The sequence below is a fragment of the Paenibacillus polymyxa genome (assembly GCF_015710975.1).
GTDB classification, from domain to species: Bacteria; Bacillota; Bacilli; order Paenibacillales; family Paenibacillaceae; genus Paenibacillus; species Paenibacillus polymyxa.
The window spans coordinates 165975-179879 of record NZ_CP049783.1 but is presented as its reverse complement, the minus strand read 5'-3'; the positions used below and the strand labels follow the sequence as shown (position 1 = coordinate 179879).

Below are 13905 nucleotides of genomic sequence, written 5' to 3'. Positions count from 1 at the left end.
CAGTTATGGACAGAGGCCGCAGCCCTCCACAGCCGTTATACCAAACGTATGTACTTATAAATTTATTATTTGGAGGTTGTTTACATGCAAAACCGTATTGAACTGAGCAGGCTGGTACAAGGTGGCGTGCAGGAAAAATTCAATAAAGAATGGGATCGGGTCATGAGGAATATTGACGATCCCAATACGTCCGCAACGGCTGCACGCAGCATCACAATAACGGTAAACCTTAAACCGGATGCAAAACGGAAAAAAATTAATACCAATGTTACCACTAAGTCAACCATAGCTCCAGATAACCCATTGGAGACCACCTTTATCATGGGTACCGACAATGCTGGAAATGTTGTGGCGCAGGAATTGCTTTTCGGTGATGAGGATCAGACGTTTTTTGACAATGAAGGTACCGTACGTACTGGAACTGGGGAAACAATTGACCAGGATACCGGGGAAATAAAATCCGGTACAGGCAATGTTGTCGTCTTCAAATAAAAAAACAAATTTTAGGAGGAATTATAAATGATTAAGGAAGCAATGCAGTACATCGCAGCTCTGGCGAATAAAGAGGTCAAGGAAGTAGGCGGTCAGATTTACACTACGGGTTCGCTGGAGTTGGTACAGGAGCCAGTAACAAGCACGCTCAAGGTAAATACGCTGTCCGCCTTGGTAACATACCTGATGGACAACTACGACAAATTGGAGCCTGTATTGGTTCATGTGGTCAGCGAGACTGATGTACGGGTGCTGAGTGCTTTTAACCGGGATAAGCGGCGTAATGTGATGCTTCAAGCATCTGCGGTTTTACCAGATATTAATTTTGAAAGGTACATGGATGTAGAGAGTTTCAATGTCCAATTACAAGCTTGCTTTGTGGAAAACCTTGATCGGGCTGCTGTATTGAAGTTAGTAGGAAACGTTAAAGAAGAGTCTGGAAATACCTACGCAGACGATGGGGTATCGCAACAGGTAACAGCCAAAAGCGGGGTCGCCAGTCTTGAAAAGGTAACGGTTCCTAATCCCGTTAAACTGAAACCGTACAGAACGTTTATTGATATTCCTCAGCCAGAATGCAGCTTTGTGTTCCGTTTGCAATCTGGACCCCGCGCAGCCCTATTTGAAGCAGATGGAGGCGCGTGGAAGTTACAAGCTATGGCAAGCATTAAGGAGCATCTTTATGCCGAGCTGGAGGACGAGATTAAATCCGGTTTTGTAACTATCATTGCTTAATACATCCTTGGGGCGGCTAAGGCTGCCCCTCTACCAAGGAAGTGAGAATATATGCCGAATGCAAACGGCTGGTTAAGCCGCGATGAAGTCAGACAATTAAACATGCCTGTGCTGATACCGGATAAGGACGCACAGCGGGGCAAATGGCACAATGGGCTGCCCCCAGCTGGAGGGATATTGCTTACTCGTACGAGCTGCGTAACCATGAACTGCCCAGTAGCGGAAAATGAAACACCCGTAGCATACATGTACAATCCAAAACACCGATCCGAATACCGATATGCCCCCTTCTACTTCCGTACTAAAGAGCAGTTGAACGGCTTGGAGACGGTATGACGCAACTGGAATTTAACTTTTATTCTGCTGAGATTGTACAGGAAACACCGGATTTGCGAAAAGGGATGGATGGGCAGCTTTTGAACGGATGTTTTTACGAACGCAGCACGGGCAGTTTTGTATCTTACGTGCTGGGCCGTAGACATTACGTGTTTAACATAGACAATCTTCAAAAAGACTGGATGGAAAAGACGAAACGTGACCGCTGGATCGAATAGACCGCCCCCAAGGGCAGAGAGGACATACAAATGGATATGAACTTAATCATTAATAACCAATTGGCAGCATAAAACGAAGAAGGCTACGTAGAAAAAGTCATTAGGAAGCAACTAGAAGAAACTATTAAGGATGTTGTCGAAGATTCCTTGCGTAGTTGGAGTGACTTCGGAAAAGGGTTGAAGGAAGCAGTACGCAATCAACTTCAGATTAATTTGGAGAACCTCGATATCCCATCTTACAACCATATAATTCTAGACGTGATAAAAAGCGAAGTTGAAAAATCCATTCACAGTGTCGGCGTTGCCAAGATGCAAGAAAATCTTCAAGAATTGCTTGGAACCAAAAGAGAAGAAGTCAATTTTTCTGAGCTTATTAAAGAAATGGTTGAAGATGAATGCGAGTTGAATGAACTAGATTACGAGGAAGTTCAAGAGATCACAGTTCATGTTGATGCTGATAGACGGGTTCTGTCGTTCATCTATTTTGATCCGGAGCCAGATAAGTCCCAATACAATTGTAAATATCGCCTTGTCCTTGATAAAGAAGGCTACATCAACAGTGTAGAAATTGCCGATAAGTCGTTCGACAAAAAAACGATCATGGGCGGTTTGTATGGCCTTGAGGCGACTTTGTTTAAGCTATACACGCATGGGTCAAAAGTCATCATGGATGATTACGAAACAGAATTTAGCAATCCTGAGCATGAATAGGACAATTCAAAGTGTTTCGAGGGATGAGGCATAACAGCCTTTACCCCCGTACTCTAAATCACTTCAGATTTATAAAACTACTTGCAACTACCAATTCAATTATAACTGAGAGAGGTATTCTACACCTTCTGTAATTATAAAAAATCCCAAAACGATAAATATAAAATAAGCAAAAAAAGTTAGAGCTTTTAGTGTCGTTTTTGGGATTCTTTTTTTTGCTTCTGGATCACGAGTGATTGTAAAAGCTCTGAATGCAGCATAAAGCGGAATACACATAAGAAGTACTGTTAAAAAGTTCATATTATTCTCCTAATTTTTTGAATTTAATTTTACCAGATTTAATTGAGGTGAACAATATGTTAAATGAAGTTGTAGACAATATGAGAGACGAAGTTTTAACTCGACACTTATGATGATTAAACCAATACAGGGTGTAGGACCTACACCCACTAAGGGAGGATTAATATTGCCTAAATTCAAACAGCTTGTTAAAATGCCTGGTCCTCCGAAGGTAGACATTGAGCAAATTCGGAGGGAACTTGAAGGAGGAAAGTTTTCATACTGGAAAAGTGCGGCTGGTATGCTAATTGAAGAGATAGACCGGATGAAGATTATCATGCGGGAGTCTTCTTCTGCTTTAACCGACACTATTAGGAAGTCAGACGAGCTTATAGAGGATCATAAAGCCACGGCGAGGATGTGGCATGATAAATACATGGAGCTGCTACAAAAATATGAAGGATGAACACAACAAAGCCCCCGCAACCTTGACAGGGAGCACGGGGGCCTGTTACTTCATTTCTCACACCCATTATATCACAAAGGGGATTAGATCATGGGGCTGAGAATTAAGAATATGCAAGATATAAATATTGTTGACCTGGGCGCTGCTACATCTCTTAACTATCACAAGTCCCTAAACATTGCCAGAAGACTGTACGCTAAAGCGGATGCTGATGATAAGAAAGTTATTTCAGGTATGATATCGGATTGTGAGTATGTGGAGGAATGGCTAAATACAGGAAGAAGACCAGGGAATAAACGTGGAGCTGAACGGATGGCTGCTTATCAGCGAGAACGTCCGGTAGATCCACTAAGAATGCAGGCATATGTACAACGCAATCATGCGGGGAGTCCGGCGAATCTATCTGAGTGGCAGTTGTTCCAGATAGAGGACGCATTATCTACGCTCAGTCCACGCGAGCGCGAATGCTACACTATGGCTCATGGACAATGTTTCAGCCGGAGTCAGATAGCAGAGTTTTTGGATATTACAAGGGATAGCGTAACCGAGTATGTGGAGAGGGCACAAAAAAAAGTTGCTCAAGCGGTGTCAGAAAGCTTATTTTTGTCCCCCAACTGCCACCTATAGGTAGAAACTATTTTTTGGTACCCACTAATAGTTTAATAACATAAGCAGACATGAGGGGCGTAGGGTAACCGCGTCCTTTTTGTTATGCACACATGGAGGAAAATAATATGTCTGTAAAACCACGTTTCGCATTTCTCAGTTCTGACGGTATCCTTCACTTGCACGATGAGGAGCACGCAGCACAGCACGGCAAGCATGTACAAACTTCGCTGACTGACGATGAAAGCGGCTTTCCGGTAATTGAGGGCCAAGGCGTTGTCTATTATGCCCGAGAGGATAAAGCCTACATTCATGGTAACAAGTCAAAAGGTAAACTCATTGCCACACCACCAGTGCTCAAGCAGCTTGCAGCAGAGCTATTATAGTAACTTTCCAGGATGGGATGCAGAAAAAGGCACCCGCAATGGACGCCTTAATTCATTTTATTTCACTCTGTAGTTACTTTTGCTTAATGCCCAAAGCATCTTTTACGGAGCTTTGAAGCAGCTGGGAGAAATTCAAACCAGCATCCTTCCCGGCATCACGAAGCCACTGAGGCGCAGTGCAATTGATGGTCACAGATTTATTCATTGCTGCATCCCGGTATGGAGGCAAGAAAACTTCAACGTATACAATCCGGTCACTGGCATCGTTTAACTCAATGCTGGCCGGATCAGACGGAGACGGAATTGCCATATTATTATCTTCAAGTTCCAGTATACGATCAACTAACATGTTTTTAGCATCAACAACAGCCGTTGGAATATCAGGGGCAAGAACGGCCGTTCCGGGAATATCCGGGAAGTACAGTCCTATACCATCATCTGCTTTTTCAATGACAGCAGGATAAACATAGGTGTTTTTCAATTTATCTCACTCCTTTTGTTTTTGAGACATATGTCTCAATTAAAGACTAAATTTTTTTGAACCATATGGTTCAAGTATAGACTAAACTTTTTTGAAGCATATGCTTCAATAATTGGGGTGAAAAATTCACCTGCTTATGATCCTTACTGGAGGTAAGCGTTTAGGGAGAAGCGCAGGGGTTAAAAGATAACCCCTGTTGTCTTCTCGATGCTCTTGAGTGTACCAATCGGTATGGTGGCTCCTTCATTGTGGAAACTGATATCCGCATAGCGTGTTGGATCATCTTTATGTTTCCACCGCTTATGACTACCGCCGCCAGTGTGTGAAGGTGAAGGCCTAAACCCTTCTCTTCTCAACCGTTTGACTAACTCTCTTACTGTTATTTGTTTCGGCATCGCTTACCTCCTTTCTATACTCTTATTATAACACGTGTTATCATGCGCGTCAATACATTATGCGCATTATTATGCGTATCAATTCAAAGGAGATAGAAGCATGACCAACCCATTCTATAAATCAAAACGTTGGAAGCGAAAGCGTGCTGCTATCCTGCGGCGTGATAAATACATGTGCCAAGAAAGCAAAAGGTTTGGAAAATCTGAATCGGCTGTCACGGTACATCACATCTATCCGCTGGAGCATTACCCAGAGCTTGCGCTAAAGGATTGGAACTTAGTATCACTATCAGACAGGCAGCACAACGCCATGCATGATAGACAATCGCATGAGCTTACAGAGCTAGGCAAAGCATGGCAAGGGAGAGTAAGGGAACATTTCGACAGAGAGCAAGGCAATGTATTTTCTCTAAGCGGACTGAGCAAATAAATTTGAAATTATTTTTTTGAAAAATATATTTTTTTTAGAAAGCCCCCCCTTTTTATTTTTTTTTAAAATTTTATCTGGGGACCGGGCAAGGGAGCCTTTTCCAATAGTGCGAGTCCCGAAAAACTTTTTTTGGATCAATAAATTACAGTAAATGGGAGGTGAAGGCATGTGGCGAAGGCACCGACAAAGGAGACGATCAAGCGGGCGACTGTTGCGGATATGAAAGCACTTGGTGTTCATAAACCGCAGTACAATAGGATAATTGACATCTATGCGGAACTGGTTTTTCAGTATAACACGCTGACCAAAGAGTTCGAGGACGGTGGTTACCAGTACGAGGTAAGTACAGACCAGGGAGGCGCAAAAAAAAGCCCGATTCTTGCGTCTCTCGAAACGTTGCGAAAGGATATTCTGGCATACTCTGACCGTCTATGCCTGAATCCTAAATCCCTTGATACTGTGACGGTTGATAAACCGAAGGAATCCAAATTACAAAGCTTATTGAGTAAGAGGAAATAAGTGATTGAACAGTTTCCGAACTACAATATAGTCATGGAGTATGCCGACAGCATTGTAGAAGGGCGAAAATTAGCTGGCAAAGAGCTTATTCAAGGTTGCCAGCGTTTTAAAGATGATGTTGCATCGGGTGTTTATGATTTTAATCCTTCCGACGCTGAATATGTCATTGAAATCATTGAAAGTACATTTGTTCATGAAAAGGGCGAACGTCTTGATGGCACACCATTGAGAGGTAAGCCTTTTTTATTGGAACCATGGCAGAAATTTATTATCTATAACCTTCTTTCATTCTTCAATAAAGGGACCATCATCCGAAGGTATCAGGAAGCATTCATTTACTTGCCCCGGAAGAATGGTAAGACGCCATTTTCAGCGGCATTGGCTTGGGCGCTTGCACTTCTTAGTGTTAAGTCTAGTTCAACGATTTACATTGTGGGCGCTGCTTTACGTCAAGCACTTCAAAGTTTTAAATTCATCCTTTTTAACCTTCGACAAATGGGGGAAGAAAAGAGTTTTAGAATATTGGACAATAACCAGAACCATAGTATCTCTGGCGATTTTGGGGAAGGTTCGATAAACATTGAAGCTTTGGCGGCAAATCCTGATGCCCAGGACTCTTTGAACTGTAACTATGCTATTGCCGACGAGCTGCACGCTTATACACGGCCCAAGCAATATAACATCATCAAGGAAGCAATGAAGGCGTATGCCAATAAACTGATGATCGGTATAACCACAGCTGGCGATGATATGACAAGCTTCTGTTATCAGCGGCTCCAGTATTGTAAAAAGATACTGGACAGGACGATTAAAGCTGAACACTATTTTGTGTTTATCTGCAAAGCCGATCAGGGTGAAAAGGGCGAAGTGGATTATACTTCCGCTGCTGAACATGAGAAGGCAAACCCGAATTATGGGGTCAGCATTCGTCCGCAAGACATCATGAAAGAAGCCTTAGAAGCTCAGAATGATCCGCAGCAACGAAAAGATTTTCTGGCTAAGTCTCTGAACGTTTATACGGGCGCCATGAAAGCCTATTTCAATCTGGATGAATTTAAAGCTAGTGACCGTAAGTACAAATGGACTTTATCGGATCTGGCTAAATTGCCAGTGAAGTGGTATGGCGGCGCTGATCTTAGTAAAATGCATGACTTAACTGCTAGTGCGTTGTATGGAAATTATAACGGGGTGGATATTGTCATTTCTCATGCATGGTTCCCGGTTGTTAGAGCTACCGCCAAAGCGGAAGAAGATAACATTCCATTGTTTGGCTGGAAGGAAGATGGCTGGCTAGACATGTGTAATACTCCAACCGTGAATCATTCAGACGTTGTGAAGTGGTTTGTCAAAATGAAGGAAATGGGATTCAAAATTCATCAAGTGGGCTTTGACAGGAAGTTTGGGCGAGAGTTTTTCTTAGGTATGAAACGAGCTGGATTTTCCATCATTGACCAACCGCAGTTCTTTTATAAAAAGTCGGAAGGTTTCCGCAGAATTGAGAAGTCAGCCAAGGACGGTAATTTCTATTACCTTCATTCTGAAGCGTTTGAATATTGTCTACAGAATGTACACGCCATTGAAAAGACTGACGACATGATCCAGTATGAAAAAGTTTCGATGAATCAGCGGATTGATATATTTGACGCTGCGGTGTTTGGAGCTGTTCGAATGCTGGAGAACTTGGAGAAGTCAGGCAGCGCAGCAAACTGGCTAAAAAATGGATGAAAGGAGTTGGTTTAATTGGGGCTTAGAAATTGGATGCGCAAGAAACGTGACACACGGGCTGCACCAGAAAGTAGCATTGGTTATTTTCTGACACAAGATGCATATGACACGCTTTGTGTACCTGGTTATACAAGACTGTCTGATAATCCAGAAGTGAAGATGGCTGTTCATAAGATAGCGGACCTGATATCTTCCATGACAATCCACCTGATGCAGAACACGAGTGATGGGGATATTCGCGTTAAGAATGAGCTTTCTCGCAAGCTGGACGTTAATCCTTACAGCCTCATGACGCGTAAGGCATGGATATACAACATCGTTCAAAACCTACTGCTTTCGGGCGAGGGGAATAGTGTGGTATATCCCAAAATGTTAAATGGTTTTATAGCCGATTTAATCCCACTCAAACCGTCCAGCGTCAGCTTTATGGAGACATTGGACGCATATCAAATTTTGTATAAAGGAAATATCTATCAGCATGATGAGGTACTTCACTTTATCATAAACCCCGATCCTGAACGGCCGTGGAAAGGGCAGGGGTACCGGGCTGTACTCAAGGATATTATTCATAATCTCAAGCAGGCTACGGCTACCAAGAAGGGGTTTATGTCCGGTAAGTACATGCCCTCTCTCATTATCAAGGTTGATGCTAATACAGCGGAACTGAGTAGCGAGGAAGGGCGAGAAAAAGTATTTGATATGTACTTGAAACGGTCTGAGGCAGGACAGCCGTGGATCATTCCTGCGGAAATGATTGATGTGGAGCAGGTCAAACCCCTGAGCCTGAACGATTTGGCAATTAATGATTCAGTACAACTGGATAAGCGAACAGTGGCGGGCATCTTTGGGGTGCCGGCTTTTTTTGTTGGGGTTGGTGACTTCAAAAAAGATGAATATAACAGCTTCATCAATACGACGATCCTGCCAATGGCTACCGGGCTTGTCCAAGAATTGACCCGCAAGCTGCTTTATAGCCCGGATTTATATTTCAAGTTTAATCCCCGTAGCCTATACGCCTATGACCTCAAGGAGCTGGCAGATGTCGGAAGCAATCTTTTTGTTCGCAGCCTCATGCTGGGGAACGAGGTACGGGATTGGATCGGTTTATCGCCGCTTGAAGGATTGAACGAACGCATCATCTTAGAAAATTATATCCCAGCTGGAATGATTGGTGATCAGAAAAAATTAAACCAGGGGGGAGGTGAGGATGATGATGGATAGGAGTCAGAAGGTTGTGCGCAGCCTGCACACGGAGCTAAAAACCCGATCTGAACAGGATGGACAGGACATGTTTATTGAAGGCTATTTTGCCGTGTTCAACCGTCCAACAGAATTATGGACCGGAGCATTTGAAGAGTTGGCCCCTGAAGCGTTCAGTAACACGCTAGGGAATGACGTACGCGCCTTAATTAACCATGACACCACATTGGTACTTGGCAGGAATAAATCTGGCACGCTGGAGCTTAAAGCCGATTCTCACGGCTTGTGGGGGCGTGTGAAGGTGAATCCGAACGATAGCGACGCAGTGAACATGTACGAGCGCGTTAAACGCGGAGACGTGGACCAGTGTTCCTTTGGCTTCAGCATTTTGAAAGAGGACACGGATTGGAGAGACGACGGAACTGTTAAATGGACCATTCGAGAAGTTGACCTTCACGAAGTTTCCGTTTGCACCTTCCCCGCTTATGCAGATACGGGAGTACAAGCGCGAAAATCTGAGGTTGAGCAGCACCGGGAGCGACAGCTCCAGCAACGAAAACACCAATTGAAAGCGAGGCTGAAAAGATAATGGCACTTAGACAAATTATGCTAGCAAAAAAGATTCAGCAGCGTAAAGCTGCTCTTGAAGAACTGTTGGGGCAAGAACGCAGCTTGCAAACGAGATCCGATGAGTTGGAATCCGCAATTGAGGAAGCCGCCACCGACGAAGAAATTGCGGCTGTAGAAGAAAGTGTTACGGAGCTGGAGCAGGAGAAAACGGGGGTTGCTGAGCAGAAAGGCGTATTGGAAGGCGAGATTGCAGCACTTGAAGGAGAGCTGGAACAACTCAACAGCCAAGCACCTGATAATACCCCGAACCCTGTACCAGCTCCAGCACCATCCGAAAGAAACCATACACAAACAGGAGGCGAAACAAGAATGAGAGGCAACAAATACGAAACACGGGCGCAAACACTTGAGAGATTGAACCAACCGGAGGTACGTGATTTTTATTCCGCACTGGCTACGGCTGTGAAAGAAAATCGTGCACTCACAGGAGCAGATGCAACGATTCCAACCGTTGTTATTGATATGATCCGCACGCGAATTGGTGATTTTAGCCGCCTTTACAAAGAGGTTGAAGTAGTTCCGCTGAATGGTGATGCACGTGTTATTTTGGACGGTGCAATTCCTGAAGCGATTTGGGTTGAAATGTGTGATCCTGTTCAAGAGCTGGCAGATGCCTTCACACAAACCGAACTGGATGGTTTTAAAGTGGGCGGCTTTATTCCTCTGTGCAACGCCATTTTAGAGGACAGCATGATTGATTTGGCGAATTTTGTCGAACGCCGTTTGGCAATGGCAATTGGTAAGGCGTTGGACAAGGCTATTTTGATTGGTACAGGCCCGACAGCAAAACAGCCGCTTGGGGTGGTAACGGCATTGAAAGATGATACAAGCCGCAATGTTACCGTGGATAAATCTATCGAAAGTATTGTCACCCAGTTGGCACTGATTGATGATGGAGAAGACGGAGCGCCAATTGAAGAAGTCATTGCTGTTATGCGTCGATCCACTTATTACAAGCACATTGTACCGCAAACGCTTGTTAAAACAGCAGATGGTAGAGTGGTTGTACAAAATGCAACTAATCCACTCCTACCGGACGGTACCCGTATTGTATTTTCACAATATGCCCCGGCTGAAACAATTGTCTTGGGTGATTTTAAGAAATATTTGTTGGCTGAACGTGCAGGGGTAAAAATTGAAAGCTCTAAAGAGGTACGCTTTATTCAGGATCAAACGGTATTCAAGGGTACTGGACGATATGACGGCAAACCAGTTTATAAAGAATACTTTGCACTACTCACAATTACAGCGGGGGGTGCTCAGGGATGAGCAAGTTTACAGCGGTAGTGACTGAGGATGTGGCAGCAAACAGACTCCTATCTAAAACGGTAGGAGCTGAAGGTATCACGTTGGCGGCAACTACAGCAGGCGGTACGCCTGACTTCCGTTCAACTGGTACGCTGAAAAAGGGTGATGTTATCACCGTAATCATTAACAATAGCCCCACTTGGTTAGTGGAAGCTGGTGAGGATATCGCGGCCGGGGCAACAGTGGCGGCAGGCACTGGCGGTGTAGTTGTAGCGTCAGAAACGGGATTCGGGTATGTAGCCAAAGAGGTAAAGGCTGGTGAGTTGGCTTCCGTGATTCGCTCTACTACCGGAGGCGGCGCAGGGCAACCAGGGCCAAAAGGTGATAAAGGAGAAACAGGCCCAGCGGGACCAACAGGGCCAGCAGGACCAAAGGGCGATAAAGGCGATACTGGGGCAACGGGCGCAGCCGGGGCAAAAGGTGACAAGGGAGATAAAGGCGATCCGGGCGAGGTCACAAAGGTCCAATATGACGCTCTAGCAGCCCGCGTAACGGCTTTAGAAGCCAAGGGTTGATATGGATGCATCCACAATCGTTAACCTTGTAAAAGAACGGCTGGGCATTCGTACAACGGTGCGTGACAGTTATCTGGAGTCTATTACACAATCAGTCATTACCGAACTGGAAGATGAAAAAGGGCTTGCACTTGATGCGGAGAACTTCAATCATCTTCTTTTTTGTGCTGATTATGCTACATGGCGGTATCAGTCCCGGGATGAATCCGGGGCTATGCCGCGTCATCTCCAATTCAGATTACACAATCTAATTCTTCATAACCGGAGGGTACCATGAGTTGGGATTATGAGCTTACGCTAATCAGGCCCGGTGAAATTACACAGGACGATATAGGCAATCAGATTCCCGGTGATCCAGTAGAGACGGTCGTATTGTGTAAACTCCAATCTGTGGGACGTACTGAGTTTTACAATGCAGCGGTTGCAGGGCTACGACCTGAAATGGTGTTTGTTATTCATGGCTATGAGTACAACTATGAACAGTCTGTCCGTTTTGATGGCGTGCTGTACAGGGTGATTCGCACCTATGCAACCGGATTTGAAGAACTAGAACTAACGTGTGAGAGGGTGGCGGCAGATGGCTAGAGACATTGACATTGATCAGCTTGTTTCCGAAATCACCCGATCCGTACAGGAATACACCGATGATGTAGAAAAGGGAATTGACCAGCATTTGGATGAAGTAGCCGAAAAGGTACGACAGGAAGCAGAGACAAGCGCACCTAAGCATACCGGGAAGTACGCCAAGGGCTTCAAAGTATCGGACCAAAGCAAAGGGACACTAAAACGGCTGGTGGTCTGGAACAAAAAGCATTCCCGCCGTGTGCATTTGCTGGAGTTTGGACACGCCAAGCGTGGAGGTGGGCGGGTAAGGGCTTATCCTCACTTACGGCCTGCATATGATCACCATGCGGCACATCTCGCTGATGATATCAAGCGCATCATTCGTAACGGAGGTAGGTAATGGAACAATCAGAGTTGTTTGTCGAACTTAAATCACTAGGAATCCCAGTAACTTATAGTCATTTTACAGTGACGGAAAAAAATCCCGCCCCGGCCCCGCCGTTCATAACATTTCAGTTCGCATACAGTTCTGACATGATAGCAGATAACCAAAATTATGTAGATGTTGGGAACTATCAGGTGGAGTTGTACACCACTAAAAAGGATTTGGCTACTGAAAAGAAAGTCCAAGATAAGCTGAAGGAATTGGGCTTACCTTATTCAAAGTTGGAAAGCTGGCTGGATGATGAAAAAATGTATCAGATTTTATATGAAATTCAACTTATAGGAGCGTGACGAAATGCCTAAGAACAAAGTTACATTTGGTTTGGACAAGGTGCATATTGCTTTTTACGATGAGGACAGCACAACTCAACCCGCTTGGGGTACACCAATCCCTATTCCGGGCGCGGTTAGATGGACACCGGAGGCGCAGGGCGAACAGTCGGAGTTTTACGCCGATAATACCAAATATTATGTAGCGACTTCGAACAATGGCTATACAGGTGAATTGGAATTAGCATTGGTTCCCGATGATATTCTGGCCAAAATGCTTGGATGGATCATCGACGAGAATGGAATGTTGGTGGAAGTGTCTGACGCAACGCCTAAAAAGTTTGCGCTGCTTGGACAGGTACAGGGCGATCAGAAGAACCGCCGTTTTGTTTATTACGATTGCCAAGCTGACCGCCCGGCTAAGGAACGCCAGACGAAAGGTGAATCCGTCGAAGTTGCAACCGATGTATTGAACCTGACAGTTTCCCCGATTGAGCTTGGTGGGCGCACAGTTGTTAAAGGTGACCTGGAGCTAAATGAAACAAATGCTGCTGCTTATAGCGCGTTTTTTGATTCTGTGTATACGCCTAAATTCACAAATGTAACTACAGGGGGAGCAGAAGCATGAGAGATTTAACCATTGGTAGCAAGCAAATTCGAGTCAAGGCGGGTGCCTTGGCTCTTTTATTTTATAAGCAGGAATTTAAGTCGGATTTGCTGGGCGATATGTTGAAAATGGTGGGCGATAATGTGGGGGGAGGACCAAACGTTGAAATTGATCCAAGCTCTATTGATTTTCTTGCCAACTTGCAAATGGTCTGGGCTATGGCTAAATCAGCCGAATATCCAAAACCATATGACGGCTTTTCGACATGGCTTGCCGCTTTAGATGATGATCTGGATTTTTCGGACACAACATTCTTTGTCGGGGCATTGGAGGAAGCCACGGAAGGCTTTTTTCGTCAGCAGTCCAACGGGATCAAAGGCGGCGTCCCAGCCAACCAATGATTCCCATCTTGAAATGGATTTGCTTGCCATCGGTAAACGGATTGGTTTGAGCTTTACGGAGATTAATGATTTGAGGTGTCAGGATCTTATAGACTTAGCCCGTAGCTTCACAGGTAGCGACAACGAGGAAGAAACCAAAGAGGCGACACAGGATGATATAGACGCATTTTACGGCAGATAAGAGGGG

At 44.7% G+C, this 13905-nt stretch carries 25 protein-coding genes; 22 read left to right on the top strand and 3 right to left on the bottom strand.

Translation table 11 applies throughout. The features are described 5' to 3' along the window. Positions 1 to 84 precede the first annotated feature (84 nt). The 5 genes from G7035_RS00950 to G7035_RS00930 all read left to right on the top strand — a co-directional run bounded on the left by G7035_RS00950 (position 85) and on the right by G7035_RS00930 (position 2492). Positions 85 to 492 (top strand): hypothetical protein, encoded by a 408-nt coding sequence (locus G7035_RS00950; protein WP_019686655.1) that lies wholly within the window; start codon positions 85 to 87, stop codon positions 490 to 492. Between the two features lie 27 nt (positions 493 to 519). Then, positions 520 to 1227, top strand: coding sequence for a hypothetical protein (locus G7035_RS00945; protein ID WP_019686656.1), 708 nt, complete (start codon positions 520 to 522; stop codon positions 1225 to 1227). A gap of 51 nt (positions 1228 to 1278) precedes the next feature. Beyond that, entirely contained in the window at positions 1279 to 1563 is a 285-nt protein-coding gene (locus G7035_RS00940; protein ID WP_019686657.1) for a hypothetical protein, read from the top strand. Next, positions 1560 to 1781 carry a hypothetical protein gene (locus G7035_RS00935; RefSeq protein ID WP_019686658.1) on the top strand — a complete coding sequence of 74 codons (222 nt, stop codon included), beginning with the start codon at positions 1560 to 1562 and terminating at the stop codon, positions 1779 to 1781. Before G7035_RS00940 ends, G7035_RS00935 begins: the two co-directional genes overlap by 4 nt. Positions 1782 to 1928: 147 nt before the next feature. Beyond that, positions 1929 to 2492 (top strand): hypothetical protein, encoded by a 564-nt coding sequence (locus G7035_RS00930; RefSeq protein WP_019686659.1) that lies wholly within the window; start codon positions 1929 to 1931, stop codon positions 2490 to 2492. A 99-nt stretch (positions 2493 to 2591) separates the two neighbouring features. Here G7035_RS00930 and G7035_RS00925 read toward each other — a convergent pair whose 3' ends face one another. Beyond that, positions 2592 to 2792 carry a hypothetical protein gene (locus G7035_RS00925; protein WP_019686660.1) on the bottom strand — a complete coding sequence of 67 codons (201 nt, stop codon included), beginning with the start codon at positions 2790 to 2792 and terminating at the stop codon, positions 2592 to 2594. 166 nt (positions 2793 to 2958) lie between these two features. Here G7035_RS00925 and G7035_RS00920 point away from each other — a divergent pair, with 166 nt between their 5' ends. From G7035_RS00920 to G7035_RS00910, 3 genes are all read left to right on the top strand, one after another. Then, positions 2959 to 3237, top strand: a complete 279-nt coding sequence (locus tag G7035_RS00920) for a hypothetical protein (RefSeq protein ID WP_019686661.1) — start codon at positions 2959 to 2961, stop codon at positions 3235 to 3237. 90 nt (positions 3238 to 3327) lie between these two features. Next, entirely contained in the window at positions 3328 to 3864 is a 537-nt protein-coding gene (locus G7035_RS00915) for a sigma factor-like helix-turn-helix DNA-binding protein (protein ID WP_019686662.1), read from the top strand. Positions 3865 to 3971: 107 nt separating this feature from the next. Next, the gene (locus tag G7035_RS00910) at positions 3972 to 4229 is read left to right on the top strand and encodes a hypothetical protein (protein WP_019686663.1); all 258 of its coding nucleotides are present in this window, start codon (positions 3972 to 3974) and stop codon (positions 4227 to 4229) included. 73 nt (positions 4230 to 4302) lie between these two features. On the opposite strand, the gene G7035_RS00905 is transcribed toward G7035_RS00910, so the two are convergent. Both G7035_RS00905 and G7035_RS00900 read right to left on the bottom strand, forming a co-directional pair. Then, a complete protein-coding gene (locus G7035_RS00905; RefSeq protein WP_019686664.1) occupies positions 4303 to 4710 on the bottom strand; it encodes a type II toxin-antitoxin system HicB family antitoxin in 408 nt (135 codons plus the stop codon). A gap of 179 nt (positions 4711 to 4889) precedes the next feature. Beyond that, positions 4890 to 5105: a type II toxin-antitoxin system HicA family toxin gene (locus G7035_RS00900; protein WP_019686665.1), complete on the bottom strand. Its 216-nt coding sequence runs from the start codon at positions 5103 to 5105 to the stop codon at positions 4890 to 4892. A gap of 100 nt (positions 5106 to 5205) precedes the next feature. Here G7035_RS00900 and G7035_RS00895 point away from each other — a divergent pair, with 100 nt between their 5' ends. The 14 genes from G7035_RS00895 (at position 5206) to G7035_RS00830 (ending at position 13899) form a co-directional block, all read left to right on the top strand. Then, positions 5206 to 5535: an HNH endonuclease gene (locus tag G7035_RS00895; protein ID WP_019686666.1), complete on the top strand. Its 330-nt coding sequence runs from the start codon at positions 5206 to 5208 to the stop codon at positions 5533 to 5535. Between the two features lie 168 nt (positions 5536 to 5703). Continuing rightward, complete coding sequence (locus G7035_RS00890) at positions 5704 to 6054, top strand: P27 family phage terminase small subunit (RefSeq protein ID WP_019686667.1); 351 nt, start codon at positions 5704 to 5706, stop codon at positions 6052 to 6054. A 33-nt stretch (positions 6055 to 6087) separates the two neighbouring features. Continuing rightward, entirely contained in the window at positions 6088 to 7779 is a 1692-nt protein-coding gene (locus tag G7035_RS00885; protein ID WP_049789323.1) for a terminase large subunit, read from the top strand. Between the two features lie 15 nt (positions 7780 to 7794). Beyond that, positions 7795 to 9000 carry a phage portal protein gene (locus G7035_RS00880; protein WP_019686669.1) on the top strand — a complete coding sequence of 402 codons (1206 nt, stop codon included), beginning with the start codon at positions 7795 to 7797 and terminating at the stop codon, positions 8998 to 9000. Beyond that, positions 8987 to 9568, top strand: a complete 582-nt coding sequence (locus tag G7035_RS00875; RefSeq protein ID WP_019686670.1) for an HK97 family phage prohead protease — start codon at positions 8987 to 8989, stop codon at positions 9566 to 9568. Before G7035_RS00880 ends, G7035_RS00875 begins: the two co-directional genes overlap by 14 nt. Then, positions 9568 to 10878: a phage major capsid protein gene (locus tag G7035_RS00870; RefSeq protein ID WP_019686671.1), complete on the top strand. Its 1311-nt coding sequence runs from the start codon at positions 9568 to 9570 to the stop codon at positions 10876 to 10878. The genes G7035_RS00875 and G7035_RS00870 overlap by 1 nt, the downstream gene beginning before the upstream one ends. Beyond that, on the top strand, positions 10875 to 11432 hold the full coding sequence (locus G7035_RS27625; protein ID WP_019686672.1) for a head fiber protein: 558 nt from the start codon (positions 10875 to 10877) through the stop codon (positions 11430 to 11432). Before G7035_RS00870 ends, G7035_RS27625 begins: the two co-directional genes overlap by 4 nt. Before the next feature lies 1 nt (position 11433). Continuing rightward, on the top strand, positions 11434 to 11709 hold the full coding sequence (locus G7035_RS00860; RefSeq protein ID WP_019686673.1) for a hypothetical protein: 276 nt from the start codon (positions 11434 to 11436) through the stop codon (positions 11707 to 11709). After that, positions 11706 to 12017 carry a phage head closure protein gene (locus tag G7035_RS00855; protein ID WP_019686674.1) on the top strand — a complete coding sequence of 104 codons (312 nt, stop codon included), beginning with the start codon at positions 11706 to 11708 and terminating at the stop codon, positions 12015 to 12017. Before G7035_RS00860 ends, G7035_RS00855 begins: the two co-directional genes overlap by 4 nt. Beyond that, positions 12010 to 12396, top strand: a complete 387-nt coding sequence (locus G7035_RS00850; RefSeq protein ID WP_019686675.1) for an HK97 gp10 family phage protein — start codon at positions 12010 to 12012, stop codon at positions 12394 to 12396. Before G7035_RS00855 ends, G7035_RS00850 begins: the two co-directional genes overlap by 8 nt. Then, positions 12396 to 12731, top strand: coding sequence for a hypothetical protein (locus tag G7035_RS00845; RefSeq protein ID WP_019686676.1), 336 nt, complete (start codon positions 12396 to 12398; stop codon positions 12729 to 12731). Before G7035_RS00850 ends, G7035_RS00845 begins: the two co-directional genes overlap by 1 nt. A 4-nt stretch (positions 12732 to 12735) precedes the next feature. Then, positions 12736 to 13338, top strand: a complete 603-nt coding sequence (locus G7035_RS00840; protein ID WP_019686677.1) for a major tail protein — start codon at positions 12736 to 12738, stop codon at positions 13336 to 13338. Then, positions 13335 to 13718, top strand: coding sequence for a hypothetical protein (locus tag G7035_RS00835; RefSeq protein ID WP_019686678.1), 384 nt, complete (start codon positions 13335 to 13337; stop codon positions 13716 to 13718). Before G7035_RS00840 ends, G7035_RS00835 begins: the two co-directional genes overlap by 4 nt. Before the next feature lie 13 nt (positions 13719 to 13731). Further along, positions 13732 to 13899 carry a hypothetical protein gene (locus G7035_RS00830; protein ID WP_019686679.1) on the top strand — a complete coding sequence of 56 codons (168 nt, stop codon included), beginning with the start codon at positions 13732 to 13734 and terminating at the stop codon, positions 13897 to 13899. Positions 13900 to 13905: the final 6 nt, after the last annotated feature.